19 protein-coding genes are annotated in these 20,778 nt (G+C 41.2%); 8 read left to right on the forward strand and 11 right to left on the reverse strand.

Annotation, left to right across the window (positions count from 1 at the left end):
- A complete protein-coding gene (locus N523_RS0108505; RefSeq protein ID WP_008109495.1) occupies nt 1-399 on the reverse strand; it encodes a DUF3224 domain-containing protein in 399 nt (132 codons plus the stop codon).
- 88 nt (nt 400-487) lie between these two features.
- On the opposite strand from N523_RS0108505, the gene N523_RS0108510 reads away from it, so the two are divergent.
- Nucleotides 488-2,266, forward strand: a complete 1,779-nt coding sequence (locus N523_RS0108510) for an ABC transporter transmembrane domain-containing protein (protein WP_028834842.1) — start codon at nt 488-490, stop codon at nt 2,264-2,266.
- A 14-nt stretch (nt 2,267-2,280) separates the two neighbouring features.
- On the opposite strand, the gene N523_RS0108515 is transcribed toward N523_RS0108510, so the two are convergent.
- Together N523_RS0108515 and N523_RS0108520 are read right to left on the reverse strand one after the other, a co-directional pair.
- Nucleotides 2,281-2,946 (reverse strand): hypothetical protein, encoded by a 666-nt coding sequence (locus tag N523_RS0108515; protein WP_028834841.1) that lies wholly within the window; start codon nt 2,944-2,946, stop codon nt 2,281-2,283.
- A gap of 104 nt (nt 2,947-3,050) precedes the next feature.
- Complete coding sequence (locus N523_RS0108520; RefSeq protein WP_016899327.1) at nt 3,051-3,683, reverse strand: OmpA family protein; 633 nt, start codon at nt 3,681-3,683, stop codon at nt 3,051-3,053.
- 184 nt (nt 3,684-3,867) lie between these two features.
- Here N523_RS0108520 and chrA point away from each other — a divergent pair, with 184 nt between their 5' ends.
- Nucleotides 3,868-5,019: a chromate efflux transporter gene (gene chrA / locus N523_RS0108525; protein ID WP_028834840.1), complete on the forward strand. Its 1,152-nt coding sequence runs from the start codon at nt 3,868-3,870 to the stop codon at nt 5,017-5,019.
- Here chrA and N523_RS0108530 read toward each other — a convergent pair.
- The 4 genes from N523_RS0108530 to speA are packed head-to-tail and all read right to left on the reverse strand — an operon-like array spanning nt 4,979 to nt 9,987.
- On the reverse strand, nt 4,979-6,238 hold the full coding sequence (locus N523_RS0108530; RefSeq protein WP_016899329.1) for a mechanosensitive ion channel family protein: 1,260 nt from the start codon (nt 6,236-6,238) through the stop codon (nt 4,979-4,981). The two genes, chrA and N523_RS0108530, sit on opposite strands and share 41 nt — an antisense overlap.
- On the reverse strand, nt 6,235-7,155 hold the full coding sequence (locus tag N523_RS0108535) for an acetyltransferase (protein WP_013466094.1): 921 nt from the start codon (nt 7,153-7,155) through the stop codon (nt 6,235-6,237). Before N523_RS0108535 ends, N523_RS0108530 begins: the two co-directional genes overlap by 4 nt.
- 18 nt (nt 7,156-7,173) lie before the next feature.
- Nucleotides 7,174-8,046 carry an acyltransferase gene (locus tag N523_RS0108540; protein WP_028834839.1) on the reverse strand — a complete coding sequence of 291 codons (873 nt, stop codon included), beginning with the start codon at nt 8,044-8,046 and terminating at the stop codon, nt 7,174-7,176.
- 60 nt (nt 8,047-8,106) lie between these two features.
- A complete protein-coding gene (speA, locus tag N523_RS0108545) occupies nt 8,107-9,987 on the reverse strand; it encodes a biosynthetic arginine decarboxylase (RefSeq protein WP_028834838.1) in 1,881 nt (626 codons plus the stop codon).
- A gap of 199 nt (nt 9,988-10,186) precedes the next feature.
- Here speA and speE point away from each other — a divergent pair, with 199 nt between their 5' ends.
- Entirely contained in the window at nt 10,187-11,050 is an 864-nt protein-coding gene (speE, locus tag N523_RS0108550; protein WP_013466096.1) for a polyamine aminopropyltransferase, read from the forward strand.
- A gap of 139 nt (nt 11,051-11,189) precedes the next feature.
- Nucleotides 11,190-13,232 carry a glycoside hydrolase family 97 protein gene (locus N523_RS0108555; RefSeq protein WP_016899330.1) on the forward strand — a complete coding sequence of 681 codons (2,043 nt, stop codon included), beginning with the start codon at nt 11,190-11,192 and terminating at the stop codon, nt 13,230-13,232.
- 41 nt (nt 13,233-13,273) lie between these two features.
- On the opposite strand, the gene envZ is transcribed toward N523_RS0108555, so the two are convergent.
- Nucleotides 13,274-14,587 (reverse strand): two-component system sensor histidine kinase EnvZ, encoded by a 1,314-nt coding sequence (envZ, locus tag N523_RS0108560; RefSeq protein WP_016899331.1) that lies wholly within the window; start codon nt 14,585-14,587, stop codon nt 13,274-13,276.
- A gap of 5 nt (nt 14,588-14,592) precedes the next feature.
- Nucleotides 14,593-15,312 (reverse strand): osmolarity response regulator transcription factor OmpR, encoded by a 720-nt coding sequence (gene ompR, locus N523_RS0108565; RefSeq protein WP_016899332.1) that lies wholly within the window; start codon nt 15,310-15,312, stop codon nt 14,593-14,595.
- A 183-nt stretch (nt 15,313-15,495) separates the two neighbouring features.
- Between ompR and greB the strand changes: the two genes are divergently transcribed.
- From greB to N523_RS0108585, 4 genes are all read left to right on the forward strand, one after another.
- Nucleotides 15,496-15,969, forward strand: a complete 474-nt coding sequence (greB, locus tag N523_RS0108570; RefSeq protein ID WP_024602196.1) for a transcription elongation factor GreB — start codon at nt 15,496-15,498, stop codon at nt 15,967-15,969.
- A gap of 124 nt (nt 15,970-16,093) precedes the next feature.
- Entirely contained in the window at nt 16,094-16,399 is a 306-nt protein-coding gene (locus N523_RS0108575; protein WP_024602195.1) for a hypothetical protein, read from the forward strand.
- 55 nt (nt 16,400-16,454) lie between these two features.
- Entirely contained in the window at nt 16,455-17,033 is a 579-nt protein-coding gene (locus N523_RS0108580; protein WP_013466114.1) for a CBS domain-containing protein, read from the forward strand.
- A gap of 168 nt (nt 17,034-17,201) precedes the next feature.
- Nucleotides 17,202-19,526, forward strand: coding sequence for a Tex family protein (locus N523_RS0108585; protein ID WP_013466115.1), 2,325 nt, complete (start codon nt 17,202-17,204; stop codon nt 19,524-19,526).
- Nucleotides 19,527-19,592: 66 nt separating this feature from the next.
- Here N523_RS0108585 and N523_RS0108590 read toward each other — a convergent pair whose 3' ends face one another.
- Nucleotides 19,593-20,450, reverse strand: coding sequence for a putative metalloprotease CJM1_0395 family protein (locus N523_RS0108590; RefSeq protein ID WP_013466116.1), 858 nt, complete (start codon nt 20,448-20,450; stop codon nt 19,593-19,595).
- A 6-nt stretch (nt 20,451-20,456) separates the two neighbouring features.
- Nucleotides 20,457-20,765 (reverse strand): hypothetical protein, encoded by a 309-nt coding sequence (locus tag N523_RS0108595; protein WP_008112879.1) that lies wholly within the window; start codon nt 20,763-20,765, stop codon nt 20,457-20,459.
- Between the last annotated feature and the right edge of the window lie 13 nt (nt 20,766-20,778).

A 20,778-nucleotide genomic window follows, 5' to 3' on the forward strand; every position in this document is an offset into this window, starting at 1 on the left:
TTATAACATGTATTCAAAATCGTAATGGTGAATCCCTTGCTCAATCCGTATTTTCATACTGCCGGTTAATCCTGCGAGCTCATCAGTGCCTGAGTCGGGTACCACTTTTAAAATCAAGCTATCTTGGCCTTTATCCATGGTGCCAAAATGCTGCAGTACAAAACCACCTTGCAAACCATCAAGTTCGCCTATTACTTGTTCAATAGCCACATAACCGGCACTGCCTTGGGTGGGGGTCATGGCGCTGAGCATTTCACCTTGGCTAGTTGCGGTTAGGCCACCAGTAAATTGTTTATCAATCGACATACGACCTAAATTAACGCCTTGCTGCCCGTGTGCATACCCCTCTATAGGCGCTAATGTAACGGTAAACTCGCCTGTTACCTGTTTAGTTGTCATAATTTTTCCTTATTGATGATTTTTAATACTATTGATTTTTAATCTATTGATGCCATATCTATACCTTAATCATCAATAAGAATCTACTATGCCTACAGACAAGCCTGCTTCAGATAAAGCCGCCTTTAGCGCTTTATTCCCTATATTCAATTTTATTAAGCCTTATAAATGGGTAGTTTTAGGGGCTTTAGTGGCGTTACTTGCCACCGCAGGAGTTAACTTATCGCTAGGGCAAGGCGTTAAATTTGTGATTGATCATGGCTTTATTGCCGGCTCGCAAGCGCAATTACAACAAGCTGTGTTGGTATTAATTGGTTTGATCAGTTTATTGGCAGTGGGTACATTCAGCCGATTTTATTTAATGTCGTGGATTGGCGAACGAGTCAGTAACGACATTCGAAAAGCCGTGTTTAATCGTATTGTTACCTTGCACCCGAGTTACTTTGAAGAAAATCGTAGCGGCGAGCTGATGTCGCGTTTAACCACCGACACCACATTATTACAATCTATTATTGGCTCGTCATTTTCTATGGCACTGCGAAGCGCGCTAATGTTAATCGGTGGTTTAATTATGCTGCTTGTTACTAATTTAAAGCTTACCTTGGTCGTTGTGGCCTGCGTCCCTTTAGTACTGGTGCCTATGATAGTGTTTGGTAAAAAGGTGCGCAAACTCGCCAGTTCTAGCCAAGATGCTATTGCCGATATAAGCACCTACGCGGGTGAGATCATTCAAAACATAAAAGTGGTACAAAGTTATAGCCACGAACAACAAGAACAATCTGCTTTTGCGCTTGAAACCGAAAAGGCCTTTAATGTGGCTAAAAGCCGAATTAAACAACGTTCGTTTTTAATTGCAGCTGTTATTTTTCTTACCTTTAGTGCTATTAGTGCCATGCTCTGGGTAGGCGGTAGTGATGTGTTAGCAGGCACTATGACGGGAGGTGAACTCGGTGCTTTTGTGTTTTATGCCATTATGGTGGCCATGTCGGTAGCGACCGTTGCAGAGGTTTATGGTGAACTACAGCGCGCCGCAGGAGCCGCAGCAAGATTGCTCGAACTGCTCGCCGTTGAAAGTAAAATACAAAACCCCGAAATTCCACAAGATGATGAGTTACATGCAACAACCAGCAACAGTGCAATTTCACTTGAAGGTATTAGTTTTAATTACCCTTCTCGCCCAGATGTAAGCGCATTAAATAATATCAGCTTAAATATTGAAACAGGTAAAACTGTGGCTATTGTTGGCCCTTCCGGTGCGGGTAAAACTACCTTATTTGAACTATTGCAGCGCTTTTACGATCCAGCCAGCGGAGCGATTAAGTTTCATAATATAGATATTAAACAGTTGTCGTTAAACACCTTACGCAACAAAATGGGCATGGTGGCACAAAACCCGATTTTATTTAGCTCTGATGTCATGCATAACATTCGCTATGGCAACCCAAGCGCCAGTGACGAGCAAGTTTATGCGGCCGCCAAACATGCACATGCTGATGAATTTATAAAACAGTTACCACAAGGCTATAACAGCTTTTTAGGTGAGCAAGGTGTTAGGCTTTCGGGTGGGCAAAAGCAGCGTATTGTACTTGCCCGCGCCATTTTAAAAGATCCCGAAATACTGCTACTCGATGAAGCTACCAGCGCACTTGATGCGCAAAGTGAGCATCATGTTCAGGCCGCACTTGAGCACTTAATGCAAAATAAAACAACGCTGATTATTGCCCATAGACTAGCCACGGTAAAACACGCCGATATGATTGTGGTAATGGAAAATGGCGAAATAAAAGCCACAGGCACTCATCAGCAATTAATGGCAAGCAACCCTTTGTATCAAAAGCTATGTGAATTACAGTTTAATCTAGATTGATTGCAATTTAGTCGCTACTTTTTATCAAGCCATTTATTCATTGCGGTATCGTAAGCCTTTGTTAGCTTGGTTTTATCGCACTTTACACCAACGATATAACTCTCTGGCAAGTCCTTTTTGGGCATAACCCCAGCACCAATAGATACCTTTTTAAAACAGCTATCACCTCGTCGGTAAGTGGTAAATTGCATATTTTGCTGCTCTATTTTTAATAGCGGCTTCACCTTCCCTGCATGCTCTTTTGGGACGGTAATGCGCTTTTTCTGAGGGTCATTCTTTGCAGTATCAGAATAGCCAGTTTGTTGCTGTAAAATACTATTGAGCCCTTTTTTCAGGTCGATCTTTTTATAAGACGTTGCGGTTACAGGGTGGGTGTTTATGGAGGTGGTACTTACCGGCTCAGTCGCCTCCTTTGTTTTTTTATTAGTCGCATTTAGTGGTTTTGATTGGGTTGCATTAACAGGCTTGGTTGGGGTTATTTCTGTATTAATATATTTGTTAGCGCTTTGCTGAGTGGCCTGTTGCGTTACTTTATTTTTGGCAGGCACATTCACCATATACGCTTTAATTGGCGTTAATTGCGGCTGTTTAATTTTAGGGGCTTTTAAGGTAGTTAAAAAAAACAAAACTAACCCATGTAAACATACCGATAAAATAATTGCTGTACGCCACTTTGTCATAAACATGTCCCTATGAAGAACTCCTTATGACAACTAACTTATTTAAAAGTGCCCTTTAAATAAGTACACAAACCGCGCGCAAACGCGGTTTGTAACTACCAAAGCTAACCTTGAGTGTTTGGTACAATTTGAATTTCTACTCGGCGATTTTGCGCACGACCATTCGCTGTGTCGTTAGTCGCTATTGGGCGTGATTCGCCATAGCCACTCGTGCTTACTCGTGCCGCCATAATTTGCTGGTTCACTAAGTAATTTTTTACGCTTTGTGCACGCTGCTCTGAAAGAGTCATGTTGTAACTGTCTTTGCCCGTGCTGTCGGTGTGACCTTCAACACTTAAGTAGGTTTTTTCGTATTTATTCATTACACTTGCTATCGCATTTAGAGTGTCATGAAAGCCCGATGAAATATAAGATTGATCAGTCGCAAACGTAATATTAGAGGGCATCACTAAGCGTAAGTTATCGCCTTCGCGAACCACTTCAACTCCCGAACCCGCTAACTCATCACGAAAAGCAGCTTCTTGTTTATCCATGTAATCACCTACAGCAGCACCCGCTAGCGCACCAATAGCTGCACCAATAAAAATACGTTTATCTTTGTGGTTACCTGTAGCTTTACCTAAAATACCACCCGCGGCTGCACCTATAGCGGCACCTTTACCTGTGTTATTCATTTCACAGCCAGAAAGTAATACAGCAACGACAGTGACACTTAAAAGTGATTTAGTTAACATCATGGTAATTTCCTATTCATTTAGAATTTATTATTGCAATTATGCAAATATATGTATGAACCAACAATGAAGAATAATGTATAAGCGTTGATATTGCCTATCAAATAAGGAAGTAGTGATAGCGTTTCATAATAATGTCATACTTGTTTGTGACAATTTTATGATTTATCAAAAGGCGATGGACACTATGTTAATTGCGATTTTTAGACAGTTCTTTTTGCTTGGCTGCATGAGCTTTGGCGGCCCTGCCGCGCATTTAGGTTACTTTAAGCACCACTTTGTTGATTCGCTTCGCTGGTTAAGTACAGCGCGTTACGCGCAGCTAATTAGCTTAAGTCAAGCTCTGCCAGGCCCTGGTTCAAGTCAGATTAGCTTTGCAATTGGCGTAGAGCGTGCGGGTGTACTCGGTGGTATCGCTGCGTTTATAGGCTTTACCCTGCCTTCGTTTTTGATCATGGTGCTAATTGCAATAAGTGCACATCAGTTTGATGCTGTTTATTTTGCTATTATTGCAGGTTTGAAACTATTTGCCGTGGTTATTGTTGCTGATGCGACCCTTAGTATGGCGAAAAGCTTTTGCACCAGTGCGGTACTTAAACTTCTGGCAATAATGAGTACTTTAGCACTGATTTTATTTCCTATGTTGGGCACTCAAATCGCCATTTTAGTAACCGCTGCCATTATCGGTGCTTTATGGCCTTTACTTAACTTAGCTAAATCTACAGAAAATGTTAGCAGAGAAAAAACCAACATCAATTGGATTGCTCTTGGCTTATTTGCACTACTACTTGCCATCAGCTTTATCCCACTTGGCGAAAACGCTGCGTTATTCGCGCCTTTTTACCAAGCAGGTGCCATGGTATTTGGTGGTGGACACGTTGTATTACCTGTTTTGCAAGCGGGAGTTCCAACGCTGAGTAATGATCAATTCTTAACTGCGTACGCCAGTGCCCAAGCCGTTCCTGGCCCAATGTTTACTATAGCCACCTACTTGGGGGCACAATTGAACTCTGCACAACCATTAGTGGGTGCGCTAATCGCAACATTATTGATATTTTCACCCGGTTTTTTACTGATGCTGGCGTTTCAAAAAAGCTGGATAAACTTGGCCAGTAATCCTCGCTTTGCCAGCTCAATTGCAGCGCTTAATGCTGCTGTAGTTGGCTTTTTGGCAGCTGCATTATATTCGCCCATTTGGACTTCTGCCGTAAGCAATATTTGGCAAATTGCATTAGTGATTGCTGCGTTTGCATGGTTACGTATTAAAAAGCCACCTATTTGGTGGCTATTGTTATTGTTTATTGGTGTTGGCCTTGGACAGCATTATTGGGCACTTTAATGCTGGGTTTACCTGCCATATTGGCTCCGTCAGCTGGGCTTAATTGCCCACTGACACTTTGATAAGCGCGCAGCCCAAACACAGGTAATACGGCCAGTAAATGGTCCATAATTTCAGCTTGTAAGTGCTCGTACGATATCCAACGTTTGTCTTCACTGAAGCAGTAAAACTCAATCGGTAAGCCATGATTAAGCGGTTGTAGTTCACGCACCATAAGTGTGAGCGAGGTATTGATTTTACTGTGTTGTTTTAAGTAACCCTCTGCATAGCGACGAAATAGCCCTAAGTTCGACACCGGATCGGGAAGTGTGCCTAGTCGAATATATTCTTGCAGTGGTATAGCCGCTTCTATTTGCGCTTTAAAATCGTCATCAACTAAAAAGATGCTGTTCATATCAATGTTTAAAGAACGCTTGATGCGTCGCCCACCAGATTCTTGCATACCGCGCCAATTTTTAAATGAACCGGCCACCAGCATATAAGTAGGGATGGTCGTTATGGTGTTATCCCAGTTACGCACTTTTACAGTATTAAGTCCTAAATCAATTACTTCGCCATCGGCGCCGTAGTTATCTACTTGGATCCAATCTCCATAGGTCACCAAACGATTAGCGGCAATTTGAATGCTGGCGACAAAACCTAATATGGTGTCTTTAAATACTAATAAAGTAACAGCGGCAATAGCACCAAAACCAGAGAGAATATAAGTCGGCGATTTTTCAAGCACAATACTAACAATTAATATTGAACACACAATAAAGGTGATCAGCTTAACCACTTGAATTAAGCCTTGAATAGGTACTTCGCGAGCAAAATCTAATTGGTTATAAATAGCGCCAGCAATGCTCACTATGCTGCTAATAATAAAACCTATATAAATAATTAATAATGCTTGGCCAATGGTTTTAAGGATCTCTTGAGCAATTGCATTAACCGGATAAACACTATCAAATGTGGCTAAAAAAAGTACACAACATAACAAGCAAGCAATTCGTTTATTCAGCTTAGTTAACATAGGTGACAATGAACCAATACGCTCAGGAGAGAGTTTAGTCACCACCTTTTGAATACCCGGTAACATCAAGCGACGAGTAAATAAGTAAACAAATAATAATGAAAGAATGCCAATTGATGAGGCGGTGATTGCGCTGAGAAAAAAAGCATCGGGGACTTTTTCAAACCAAGGAGTAATTAGCTCCTGTAGGTGTGTTTTGCTCATGGTATTTCAATTTCCTTACTGGGTGTTAATTCAGTACTAGCTTGCTGAATATGAATAGCGCTTAATTGCTTATCTTTTACTGTCCATAAGTTATTTAAGTATTGCTGAAACTGGGCCCTGAATGCCTTATCGGTTTGGTAACTGCCAATCATCTGTGTATTTATTGGCATAACCTCAATAGTAATATGAATAGACTCCAACTCGCCTTTTAAAATATTACGACACACATGATCTGACTGACCGCTATACACTAAACTGGTGTTAAGCATAGCGTCAAACTGCTCGTTTAAAACCTCTAAGGCAAAAGCAGTTCCACCAGCCTTAGGTTTTAATAAATGCTGAAAAGGACTTTGTTGATGCTGGTGCTTTTGCGCAGTAAAACGCGTACCTTCTACAAAGTTAACTATGGTTGTAGGATGATGACGAAAGTTACGGCAACTGCGCTTAGTACGCTCGACATCTAAGCCTTTTAAATTCGGATTTTTAGCCAATTGCGCTTTGGTCACTCGTTTCATAAAGGGCATACCCATCGCCCACGCACCAGTGCCAATAAATGGCACGTATTTAAGCTCATCTTTTAAAAAAAACTTAGGGGCTGGCAATGCATCCAACGAGCTCAATACCGCAATATCAAGCCAGCTAATATGATTACTGATTAGCAAATACCAACTGTTGGCGTTTACCTCCCCACTAATATTAACTTTAATATTATTACAGCCTAACCACAGCCCTAAGCGGTTACCTTTGCACCACCCTTTATACGCACTGTGTAATAATTTACTCACTACAGGTATGGGCAGCACTAATTTAACTAACCCTAGGGTAAGCACTAATGCGCCAAATATTATTAAATTAGCAAATAAAACACAGCCAACAATTAAGCCATTTAACCAATTAGGTAACCATTTTTTTAGCATAACTGTCAGCTCATTTTGTTATTTTTGTTTGAGATTAACCAACGTCTGGTTTTTTTCTTCCCACACGCGATTTAATTCACTTTGAAAGCGTACTCTAAAGTCAGGATCATTAGTGTAATCACCAATTAAGTCGTCACTAACGCCTTTTACTTCAACATGTACATCAATGTGTTTTACTTTACCGGCTGCAAAATCCATAAAGGTAGGAATGTCCTCAGGGTAATGAATAGTGACATTTACCACTTTAGAAATTTGCTCACCCATGGCTTGCATTACAAACGCCACACCACCCGCTTTCGGTTTAAGTAAGTGAGGAAACGGGCTATTTTGACGCGCATGCTTTTGCGCTGTAAAACGCGTCCCTTCAACAAAGTTAACCACACTGACTGGCATTTCTTTAAATTTTTCACAGGCTTTACGGGTGGTTTCTAAATCTTTACCACGCAATTTAGGATTCTTTTTTAATTGGCTTTTACTGGTACGGGTCATAAAAGGAAAGTCGAGTGCCCACCAACACAAACCTAAAACAGGTACGTAAATAAGCTCTTTTTTCAAAAAGAAGTTCAAAAAAGGTATTTTTCGGTTAAACACCCGCTGTAACACTAAAATATCCACCCAGCTTTGATGGTTCGCAATGACTAGGTACCAATCTTTTAATTTAAGCTCTTCAAGGCCAATAACATTAAGTTTAGTTGACGTTAATAACGTCTGATTTAACGTGTTGAAGGTCACCCAAATAGAGGCACATTGCTTGGCCGTCCAGCTCATTAATTTTTGTAGTGGTTTGATTGGGATTAACTTAACGATGCCACAAATAAAAATAGGCACAAACCAAAAAAGAGTGTTTATTGTATAAAAGAAAATACTAAATACACTACGAATAACTGACATTACTTCTATTCCTTTAAACATCGCGCAGCCACTAAGACCGCGCTTAACTATACAACTAAATTAATCTTCAAAATAGGTGTAGCCCTCAAGCCCTGCATTGAGCTCGGCTAGGTACCCTTCTTTACAGTGTTCTGATACATCAAGTTTATTAATTTGAGTGGCAAAGTTATCAGCTAATAACTCGCTATCATAATCAACAAATTTTAATACATCCTTAACACTGTCACCTTTGATGGCATTGGTTAATACATATCCTTGCTCATTAAGCTCAACATGGACTGAGTCGGTATCACCAAATAGGTTATGTAAGTCACCTAAAATCTCTTGGTATGCCCCCACCATAAACATGGCAATATGATACTGCTGACCTTGTGTATATTCAGGGATAGGTAAACTTGTTTCAATACCTGCACCTTCAACGTACTCACGTATTTGCCCATCAGAATCACAAGTAATGTCTTGGATAATCGCGCGCTGAGTAAGCGGCTGCGTTAGGTTTTCGATGGGCATGACCGGAAATAACTGCTGAATACCCCATACATCAGGTAATGACTGAAACAATGAAAAATTCACAAACAGTTTATCGGCTAGCTTTTCGTTTAAATCATCCAGCACTTCGCGATGAGCACGTGCGTTAACGCTTAACGATGCACGAACTCGGTGTAAAATCGTAAAGTAAAGCTGCTCTATTTTCGCCCACTCTAGCATGCTCACTAAACCATGCACGTATTGATCGTGTGCTTCGCTAAATAAGTGCATAGCATCATGATATATTTCAAGTGCCATACGTGGGTTCAAACGTTGTAAGCATTGCCACATTTCATCTAGCACTAATGCGCTGTTTTCCAATGGCGGTTCTGGGTTTAAATGATTCGGTGCTTTTTCTACATCAATGACATCGGTGATCAACACTGCATGATGAGCCGTTAATGCACGGCCAGATTCTGTAATAATCGCAGGATGCGTTAAGTTATGCTGATCGCACACATCGGCAAATGCATTCACTACATTACGCGCGTATTCTTCGACTGTGTAGTTCATTGAGCAGGCACTACGTGAGCCTGAGCCTTCGTAGTCAACGCCAAGCCCGCCACCCACATCAACCGTATTTAGCGGTACACCGTATTGAGTTAATTCAGCAAAATGGCGAGCACATTCGCGCAAGGCACGATGAATATCACGAATATTGGCGATTTGAGAACCAATATGAAAATGCACCATTTGCATTAAATGCAACTTGTTATGTTGCTTAAGTACTTCCACTGCACTGAGTACTTGCCCTGCGGTTAAACCAAACTTACCTTTTTCACCACCGGTATTTTGCCATTTACCTTTGCCAACCGAATTTAAGCGAATACGAATTCCAATAGCCGGTTCAATGCCTAAATTATCAATTTCTTCAAGCAATGTGGTTAGCTCTGAGAGTTTTTCAACCACAATTTTAACGCTGTGTCCCATTGCTTGACCAATACAGGCTAAACGTAAAAACTCACTGTCTTTGTAGCCGTTGCATACAATTGTAATAGGCTCTTTCGCCACCCCTAAAATGGCCATTAGTTCAGGCTTAGAACCGGCTTCAAGTCCCACTAAGCCACTTGGGTGAGCTAATAACTTACTAACAACAGAGCGCTGCTGGTTTACTTTAATAGGATAAACACAGGTGTATTTGCCGTTATATTCGCGGTTAGTGCGCGCTTGAGTAAAGGCATTGGTGAGCGTATCTACACGATTTTTTAAAATATCAGTAAAGCGCACCAGTACGGGCAATGTTAACCCTTGCTGCTTAAATTGCTCAGTAAGCTGACTTAAAGAAATGGCAGGTTTTGTTTGGTCGCCATCAGGATAGGCTATCAACTCACCTTGTGCGTTAATATCAAAATAACCATCGCTCCAATGAGCAACATTGTATGTAGCACGTGCTGTTTCTAAACCCCAAGTCATGGCAACTCTTCTTTATTAAATTAGGTGTAAAGGGGCATTTTAATACGTCACTATCTGCTAAGCTAACAAAAATTGAACTTTCCCCTCTTTATAGCTAACTTTATTCGCTAAAGAGAGTAAAATTTGATTGAGCAATAGGCCAAGCACTGGCAGAATTGCCTCCTTTTTTTCATACTCAACCAAAAGTGTAACAACAACTATGGCAAATTTAGATCAAAGTAAGTGGTTTACTGAAATTAGCGACCGCGATGGCAGCGCATTTTCATTACGTATTAACAAAAAGTTAGATGAAAAACAGTCTCCTTTTCAAAAAGTAGAAATGTTTGAAACCACAGACTTTGGTAATTTAATGATCATTGATGGTTGTACTATGGTAAGTAGCCGTGAAAACTTTTTTTACCACGAAATGATCAGCCACCCAGCATTACTGGCGCATCCAAACCCAAAAAACGTAGTTATTATTGGTGGCGGCGATTGCGGTACGTTACGTGAAGTGCTCAAGCACCCAAGCGTAGAAACTGTAACTCAAATAGATATTGACGAAGTGGTTACCCAAATGTCGTTAAAGTACTTCCCAGAGTTATGTGAATCAAATAATGACCCACGTGCTACTGTGATGTTTGACGATGGCATTAAATACATGCGCGAAGCAGCTGGTGAGTCTATTGATGTAGTGATTGTTGATGGTACTGATCCGGTAGGCCCAGGTGAAGGTTTATTTAACCATGCGTTTTATACTAGCTGTTTAAACGCACTTCGCCCTGGTGGAATACTGGTACAACAAAGTGAATCGCCATTAATGCATATGCCACTGTTGGTTGAAATGCGCGAAGCTATGCTAAGTGTTGGTTTTAACGATTTACAAACACTCCCATTCCCACAACCTATTTACCCAAGTGGGTTATGGTCAGTGACGCTAGCTCGCAAATCTGAGGCATTTAATGGCTTTAGAGAAGACGGCGCAGCAACAATTGCACAGCATAGTGAATACTACAATGGCGGCATTCATCACGGTGCACTCGCAACACCTAATTACATGAAACGCGCTTTTGATAAAAAATAATAAGTTATAAATATAAAACAGGGCTCGCTAGAGCCCTTTTTTATGTGTTTAATTACACTGAATACGTTTGCAGTCATCTCGTAATAACCCCACCTTCACTTTATGCTCATAGTCTACAATTTGACATAAAGGACACACAATGAGATTACCTTTACTGCTAGTTGCTTTACTTTCAAGCAGCGCTTTTGCAAAAGAAGCCATGCTGGAATCGCCTGATCAAAAAATTAAAATCACCATATCTGATCAATCTTCATCTCCTTACTATTCTATTAGCTTTAACGGTAAACCTGTTATTACGCAGTCACATTTAGGTTTTAGATTTAAAAGCCAAGCGCCATTTGATGAAGGTTTTGTTATTAGTGAAGTAACTCGCTCACAAACAGATAGTCAATGGCAGCAACCTTGGGGAGAGCGTCAAACCGTTGTCGACAAGCACAATGAAATTGCCGTTACCTTTAATAAACCCGCACCCCACGGTGGCACATACACAGTGCGATTTAAAGCCTTTGATAGCGGTGTGGGATTTCGCTATGAAGTCCCTAAACAAGCCGGTTTTGAAAAAACAGAAATTACTAAAGAGCTGACCGAGTTTGCCATCGCCGGTGCCGATAAAGCCACTGCATGGTGGATACCTGCTCGCGGTTGGAATCGTTACGAATATGTCTACAACACCACAGCCTTACAAGATGCTGCACTCGCTCACACCCCTTTTACTTTTAAAAATGGCAACGGCGTGCATGTCAGTATTCATGAAGCAGCCCTAGTCGATTATGCGGGCATGGTGCTTAACCAACGTCGCCCAGGCACTTTTAGCGCCGATTTAACGCCATGGTCAGATGGTATAGCAGTCAAAAAGCACGGTGCATTTAATACGCCTTGGCGCACCATTCAAATTGGCGAACATGCGGTAGACTTAGTTAATTCAGATATTATTTTAAATCTAAATGAGCCAAATAAGCTCGGTGATGTGTCCTGGGTTAAACCAGGCAAATACGTAGGTATTTGGTGGGGCATGCACATCAATGAGAATACTTGGGGTAGTGGCGAAAAACACGGTGCTACCACAAAAAATACTAAATACTACATGGACTTTGCCGCAAAATACGGCTTTGATGGTGTATTAGTTGAAGGTTGGAACACTGGTTGGGATGGCGACTGGTTTTTTAATGGCGATGTATTTAGCTTTACCCAAGCATATGATGACTTTGATATTGAGGAGCTTACCCGCTACGGTAAGCAAAAAGGGGTGCAGTTAATTGGCCACCATGAAACTTCAGGTAACGTAACAAATTATCGTAATCAAATGGAAGACGCTTTTGCGCTTTACGAGCAATCAAATGTAAGCCAAATTAAAACCGGTTATGTGGCCGATGGTGGCAATATTAAACGCATTGATGAAAACGGCATTGCCCGTTTTGAGTGGCATGACGGCCAATTTATGGTTAATGAGTACTTATACAACGTTAAGCTAGCTGCAAAACATAAAATAAGTATTAATACTCATGAGCCAATAAAAGACACCGGCCTTCGCCGTACTTACCCTAATTGGATTGCTCGTGAAGGCGCTCGCGGCCAAGAATTTAACGCATGGGGCACGCCACCCAATCCACCAGAGCACATTCCAATGCTTGCTTTTACGCGTATGCTGGCAGGCCCAATGGACTTTACGCCAGGTATTTTTGATATGAGCTTTAATGGCTTAGGTGGCGATACAAATCGCCCGCAAACAACACTTGCAAAGCAATTAGCACTTTATGTTGTAATGTACAGCCCAATTCAAATGGCGGCTGATTTACCTAAAAATTATTTAGCTAAGCCCGATGCTTTTCAATTTATTCAAGACGTACCGACCGATTGGCAACAAAGTATTGCGCTTGATGGAGAAGTAGGCGACTTTATTGTATTTGCACGAAAAGAACGTAAACGCGATCATTACACTGGTAATGACTGGTACTTAGGCGCTGTAACTGATGAAAACGCCCGCACCATTGAGGTTAAACTCGACTTCTTAGATAAAGATAAACAGTTTGAAGCGCAAATCTACAAAGATGGTGATAAGGCAGAGTGGAAGAACAACCCTTACGATTTAAAAATCGAAAAACGCACTGTTACCGCAAATGATAAACTCACACTAAAATTGGCCACCAGTGGTGGTACAGCCATTCGTTTTAAAGCACTATAAAATGGTTAAAGCTATCCGCATATAACGGCGGATAGCTTTATTTAGTTTTGATTAACCACTTTAACCGGTAAATATATTTGCGCACTTAAACCACCTTCAGGGCGATTAGAGAGCACAACCTTGCCATTATGCATGTCTATAATGCGTTTAATAATAGCTAAGCCTAAACCACTGCCTTCACTGCCTCGTGCAGCGTCACCTTGCTTAAATGGTTCGAACACTGATTCTAATTCACTCTCAGGAATACCTGGGCCATTATCGTTAACCGCAATAATGACGTACTTTTTATTGCTATTAAAATAACTTTGCACCTCAATATCCCCTTGCGAGTAACGCAGTGCATTTTCAATCATATTCGTCACTACTCGCTTAATAGCCACTGAGCTGATGGGAATATTACCTAGGTTAGGATTGCTTTCAAACGTAATAACACGTTGATGCTTTAATTCACTTTGTACGACTTCGGCTACTAACGCATTGATATCTTCATAGCTTTGTTCTTCACGTTTATGATGGCGTAAATATTCAATAAACTGATCAATAATGCCATTCATATCTTCAATATCGTAAATAATACCTTCGCGTAAATAATCATCTTCATCAACCATCATTTCTGTGGCTAACCGAATACGGGTAAGCGGTGTGCGTAAGTCGTGAGAGACACCGGCCATGAGTAATCGACGATCATTTTCAAGGGCTGCTATACCTCGCGACATTTGGTTAAAAGCGCGCGTTACCTCAATAACTTCGCTTGAGCCTTGTTCTTGTAACTTAGTACTAAAATCACCAACGCCTACTTTTATTGCCGCTTGTTGCAGTGCTTTTAATGGTCGGTTCAAATGCCTTGCAAATAACCACCCGCCTAATACACTTAAAAAGCCTATACTGGATAAGTAAAAAGTTAAAAATTCAAGATTACTTTCTTTAAATCCGGTTAAGGGGACTTTAACCCAATAGCCCGGTGCTTGCGGGGCTTCCACCCAATAAATAAGTGGATCGGTTTGACTAATGCGTACCCGAGAAAACCCATTCAACTGCTCTGACATACTTCGCGATAGCCCTGAATACTCACGACTTTGCCCTAAGCCATTGCGCATCGCTTCACGCTGAGTCATCACCTCAATACCGGTTATTGCAAAAAACTTTTCTGAAACTTCATCGGTTACTTCAACCCCATCTTCCCAGTCAATAAATACAGTTTTAATTTGCTTAGCAAGCATCAAATTAACTTGCTCAATGGTGGGTTTAACAACATATAAACTTACTGTGACGTAGGATACAATTTGGTTAATCAGCAACAAAGCTGCTACTAAAAAAACAGTTTGCCCAAACGCACTACGTGGAAACATCCCCATAATTATTACTTTTCACCATCAGGAACAAACACATAACCTAATCCCCATACAGTTTGAATATAACGCGGGTTAGCCGCATCCACTTCAATCATACGGCGAAGGCGTGACACTTGCACATCAATACTACGCTCTAGCGCACTGTAATCACGACCTCTTGCCAAGTTCATTAATTTATCACGACTTAACGGCTCTCGAGGGTGAGATACCAACGCTTTTAATACGGCAAATTCACCACTTGTGAGCGATACGGTATTATCCCCCTCGCTCATTTCTCGTGTGGCTAAATTTAAAGTAAATTTACCAAACTCAATTAAATTCTCTTCTGCTGAAGGTGCCCCTGGCACTTCTTTTGATTGGCGACGTAAAATTGCTTTTATGCGGGCAAGTAACTCACGTGGATTAAACGGTTTAGGAATATAATCGTCAGCACCGAGCTCCAAACCAATAATGCGGTCTACTTCATCACCTTTAGCGGTCAACATCACAATTGGGATTTGGTTTTCTTTTTGACGTAACCGTCTGCAAATAGAGAGCCCGTCTTCTCCGGGCAGCATTAAATCAAGCACCATTAAGTGAAAGTTTTCACGCTCAATAAGCCTATCCATTTGCTGTGAATCTGCGGCTGTTCTAACAATAAATCCTTGCTCTACTAAATAGCGCTCAAGCAAACTGCGCAAACGTTTATCGTCATCAACCACTAATACTTTTACTGTCTCTTGTCCCATAATCTGTTGCTTATTTTTATAATTTATTAATAGTTAATATAAATGAAAAACTTAATAATAAAAAACTAATTAAGTGCTTAGATTGTTACTGAACATTTCAAACCCATTGGTGGCTATTTTATCTCGACAAGCTGCCTTTATTTTAATACCGTGCCACACATGAAAATTAAACAAGAACACGGCGTGAAAACAAACTTAATTACTCGCGAAGGTTATTTACAACTTCAGCAAGAACATGACCATCTTTGGAATGTAAAACGCCCAGAAGTCACTAAAATTGTGAGTTGGGCTGCAAGCCTTGGTGACCGCTCTGAAAATGCAGACTATCAGTATAACAAGCGTCTATTACGCCAAATAGACCGCCGAGTGCGCTATCTACGTAAGCGCATCCCCGATTTAAAAATTGTTGATTACTCACCCGTGCAAGACGGCAAAGTTTTTTTTGGTGCTTGGGTTGAAATAGAAAACGAGGCTGGGGAGTGTAAGAAGTTTAGAATTGTCGGTCCCGATGAAATTTATGATCGCAACGATTACATTTCTATTGACTCACCGATGGCGCGAGCATTATTAAAAAAACAAGTAGACGATGATTTTGAGGTCATGACCCCTCAAGGTGCTAAGCAATGGTATGTAAATAATATTTCCTACCAAAAATAAAACGGCTTAGTTTTGATTCAGATCATATTAACTTTTTATTGTTTATATTATCTGAGTAAGCTATAACTAAAGTAACTCAAGTTATGATGTATTAATTTGAGAGTAGTTAATTAAGGTCGTCACTATGTCAAACATTACAGCGCGCATATTACAAAATGCCCTATTGTTTACACTCTTTATGAGTGTAAGTTTGACATTGCATGCAACACCCAAAAATACGCAAATTGATGCTGGTTTTACACCTGCAGAATTTATTGTTTGCGACTCTCCTGACCAAGCAAACCTCGACACCGATATAGATTCTCATGTCGGTGTTATTGCGCTTAGAGAAATTCAACCACTTCCTTTAGCGTTTTACTTTCATTATGAAAGCAGCCTTTTAGTCACACCTTACAGCCATGCACACCCGCGAGCGCCACCCGTTATTTAGTTTAATAACTTGCTTTTAAACATTATTAAATTTTATAACTAATTAGGTGGATATTATGTCTAACTTTAAAGAACTCCGTACCCAAGATATTTCGCATGGCACTATTGCGAATACATTTACTAATGAAGCTGTCATTGATTTAACTTCACCTGCTACACAAGTGGTGACTAGTTTTACTGATACAAGCCCGATGCGTGCATCGTTTGATACAACAATTGAACAAGCGTCAAAACAGTTAACGACTCAACGCTCTGATTTTATTTTGGTAACTGATGAGCAGCAAAAGCTAGTAGGTATAGTGGCGAGTGCTGATTTACAAAGCTCAAAAATCATGATTTTAGCACAGCGTTTAGGCTTGCCTCGTAGTGAAATTAGCTTGCGCTATTTAATGACACCGCTAAGTAATTTAATGGGTGTAAGTATGAAAAGCTTAAGCTACTCATGCATTGGTGATGCACTGCAAACTATGGAACATCATGGCGCTATGTTTTTATTAGTCACTGCGGCTAATAATGAAATAAGTGGTTTAATTTCAGCACGCGATATAGCACGTAAGCTGCAAATTCCTGTTCATATTAGTCCAATAGCGCACACATTTAGTGAAGTACTCGAAAGTATAGAGCACCCTCACTAAATCAGCTTTTTATTAGTATAGTTCCAACCCCAGTAATGGCATCTTAAAGCAAGTAAAATAGCTTGCTTTAAGAGCTTTTTATTACCTTCCCCTGTGATATTATTCAAGACATTGACGCATCAGTTAACTTCTTAGCTGGTCTTATTTTTTGTATTAAAAGGTTTTTGCATGAGCGATATCTCTGCACGTTTAGCAACTGAGCTAAATGCACAGCAGCAACAAGTGGTTGCAGCAACAAAGTTACTTGATGAAGGCGCAACCGTCCCCTTTATTGCCCGTTACAGAAAAGAAGTGACCGGTGGATTAGATGACACCCAACTACGCCTTCTAGAACAACGTTTATCTTATTTACGTGAACTTGAAGAGCGTCGTGGCTTTATTCTATCGACGATAGAATCTCAAAATAAGCTTACCGGGGAATTAGCAGCTGATATAAAAGCAGCGCAAAGTAAAACCGAGCTTGAAGATTTATACTTGCCTTATAAGGCAAAGCGTCGCACTAAAGGTCAAATCGCTATTGAGGCCGGTTTAGAACCTCTTGCTAATGCGTTATTTAACGACCCAATGCTCGACCCAGAAGCTGAAGCTGCTCACTATATTAATGCCGATAAAGCCATTATTGATACAAAATCAGCCCTTGATGGTGCCAAATTTATTCTAATGGAGCGTTTTGCTGAAGACGCTAAATTACTCGCTAAGTTTAGAAGCCATATTAGTCAAAATGGGGCGATTGAGAGTAAGTTAATTGACGGGCAAGAACAAGCAGGTGCTAAATACAGAGACTACTTTGAACATCAAGAGCCGTTAAAAAAAGTGCCCTCGCACCGTGCATTAGCCATGCTAAGAGCACGTAATGAAGGCATTTTACAGTTAACGATTAACCCTGAGCCAAGTGCTGAAAATCCAGCCCAGTTATGTGCCCAAATGATCAGTGATCATTACCGCCTAGATATTAAAAACAAACCTGCTAGTGCATGGTTATTAACTGTGGTGCAGTGGGCATGGAAAATTAAGCTTGGGCTACACTTAGAAAACGAGTTTTTAGCCGCAATGCGTGAAAAAGCCGAAACCGGTGCCATTGACGTATTTGCTAAAAATTTAAAAGATTTATTAATGGCAGCGCCTGCAGGCCCTCGCACAACACTTGGTTTAGATCCTGGCTTGCGTACTGGTTGTAAAATTGCGGTAGTCGATAGCACAGGAAAACTGCTCGCTACACAAACAATCTTCCCACATGCACCGCAAAATCATTGGGATAAATCACTGCGTACGCTCGAGCAATTATGCCGCCAACATAAAGTTGAGCTTATTGCGATTGGTAACGGCACTGCTTCTCGCGAATCAGATAAACTGGTTGGCGAACTTATCAAAGCCAATGCCGAGCTTAAACTGAATAAAATTATGGTCAGTGAAGCCGGCGCTTCGGTGTATTCTGCGTCTGAATTTGCCGCTAATGAGTTCCCAGATTTAGATGTATCTTTACGCGGTGCAGTATCTATTGCACGTCGCCTCCAAGATCCATTAGCTGAACTAGTTAAAATAGAGCCTAAGTCTATCGGTGTAGGCCAATATCAACACGATGTATCACAAAGCCAACTTGGGCAAAGCCTAATTTCTGTAGTAGAAGACTGTGTAAACAGTGTTGGGGTTGATTTAAATATGGCCTCAGTGCCTTTGCTTGCACGTGTTTCTGGCTTAAACAAAACGTTGGCTCAAAACATTGTAAACTACCGTGACACGAATGGGTCATTTACAAAACGTAGTCAATTGAAAAAAGTAGAACGCTTAGGGCCAAAAGCATTCGAACAAGCGGCCGGGTTTTTACGCATTAATAATGGCAGCGATCCGCTAGATAACTCATCAGTTCACCCTGAAGCATACCCAATCGTTAAGCGTATTTGTGAACATAATCAGGTAGACGTAAATAACTTAATTGGTAACAGTGAATTTTTAAGTAAACTCGCTGCAAACGACTATATTGACGATAAATTTGGCTTACCAACCGTGACTGACATTATTAGCGAGCTTGATAAACCAGGTCGCGATCCACGTCCTGAATTCAAAACCGCGGAGTTTAAAGCCGGTGTTGAAAAAATTAGTGACCTTAAGCCTGGTATGATTTTAGAAGGTGTGGTTTCTAACGTTGCTAATTTTGGTGCATTTGTTGATGTGGGTGTTCATCAAGATGGACTCGTACATATTTCAGCTATTACTAACAAGTTTATTTCAGACCCACGCGAAGTGGTTAAAGCAGGTGACATTGTTAAAGTAAAAGTGGTTGAAGTCGATGCTGCCCGTAAACGCATTAGTTTTACTATGCGCCTAGATGACGACATAGACACCAGCAATAAAGCAGCTGCTGCGGCACAGCAAAAGCCTCGCAGCAATAATACCAACCAAGCACGAGCGCCTAAGCCTAAACGCGATACAGGCAATGCGATGATGGGGAATGCCTTTGCTGACGCCTTTGCTAACGCAAAAGTGAAAAAGTAATTTAAACGATATATTTAAAAATAAAAAAAACCGCCTAGGCGGTTTTTTTTATGCATTTTAAATAAGCTAAATTTGCGCTGAAAATTCGCTCTGAATCGCGGGTGATGTCGCCAGTTGATAAAAGCTAGCAATGCGTCCTGCACGCGCTTCAACTTCAATATCACGCGATTGTTCTTCGCTTTTAGCGGTTTTTACTTCTGAACTTTCACTATTAGAAAACGACGCACTGACTCTACTTTTATCTTCGCTGCTGTCTTCGTCATCAGCTGAAGCTAACTCAGCTTGTGCGGCAGCCATTTTCTGTGTGGCGTCTGCCGCAATCGCTCTGTCGGCACCTGAGGGTTCTGCTGGTGCTAGTGCAGCAGCACGTACCGTTTGCATTTTATCGATGGTTGCTTGCGGATCGCCATTGATAACCCCAACATCAATCGGTACTTCACCACCTACGGCATAATTAGTGCCATCGGGGCCTCTTTGGTATTCGTAACTGGGTGAACCGGCATATTGTCCACCAACAGCCGCATGCGCTTGCTCGTGGGTTCGCACTTCGGTATCGCGAGCTTTGAGCTCTTTAATTTGTTGCTGTTCTTGCTCAAGTTGAAGCTCTTCTTGCTCACTAACTTCTTCGGCAGCTTGCTGTTTTTCTTGCTCGGCATCATCTTGATCACTATCAGCATTGCCTTCGCGTTGTTCAATAATTTTGTTGTCTGCAATTTTGCCGCTTGCAGTATAAGTTGAACTATCGCTGTTACCAGGTAGTTTGGCTTTTTCTGCATCACTTTGAGCTTTGTTTTCAGTACTACCGGCGGTGTTTGCAGCGGCTGGGGGAATGACTTCACGTAACTGATTGTCACGCCGAGCAGTCTCCGTATAAACATTTGCAGTGTTTATATTGATAGACGGAAACGGCGTGACGATATTCATGAGGAATTACACTTTAATATCAACTAAAGTGCCTAGTACATCATCTGCAGTTTGAATTGATTGCGTGTTAGCCTTGGCATTAAACTCTTCAACTTTTAAGTTTACTAATGCATCATCAATTCGTGCAGGTTGGGATACCGGCGCGGTTACGGCTTCTTCAGGGCGAGCAGCCGTTAATTGACGTTGCTGCGCTAATTGAGAATCATCTTGCTGCTCTATGCTGGCACGGTTAATCTCAGCGCTGGCCTTTTCAATACCTTGGCTGGCTCTATTAAACCCTTCAACACCGCTATTAAATACAGATCCAATCGGCATAATAATAAACCTC

Source organism: Pseudoalteromonas sp. 23_GOM-1509m, assembly GCF_000518425.1.
In the GTDB taxonomy this organism is placed as follows: Bacteria; Pseudomonadota; Gammaproteobacteria; order Enterobacterales; family Alteromonadaceae; genus Pseudoalteromonas; species Pseudoalteromonas tetraodonis.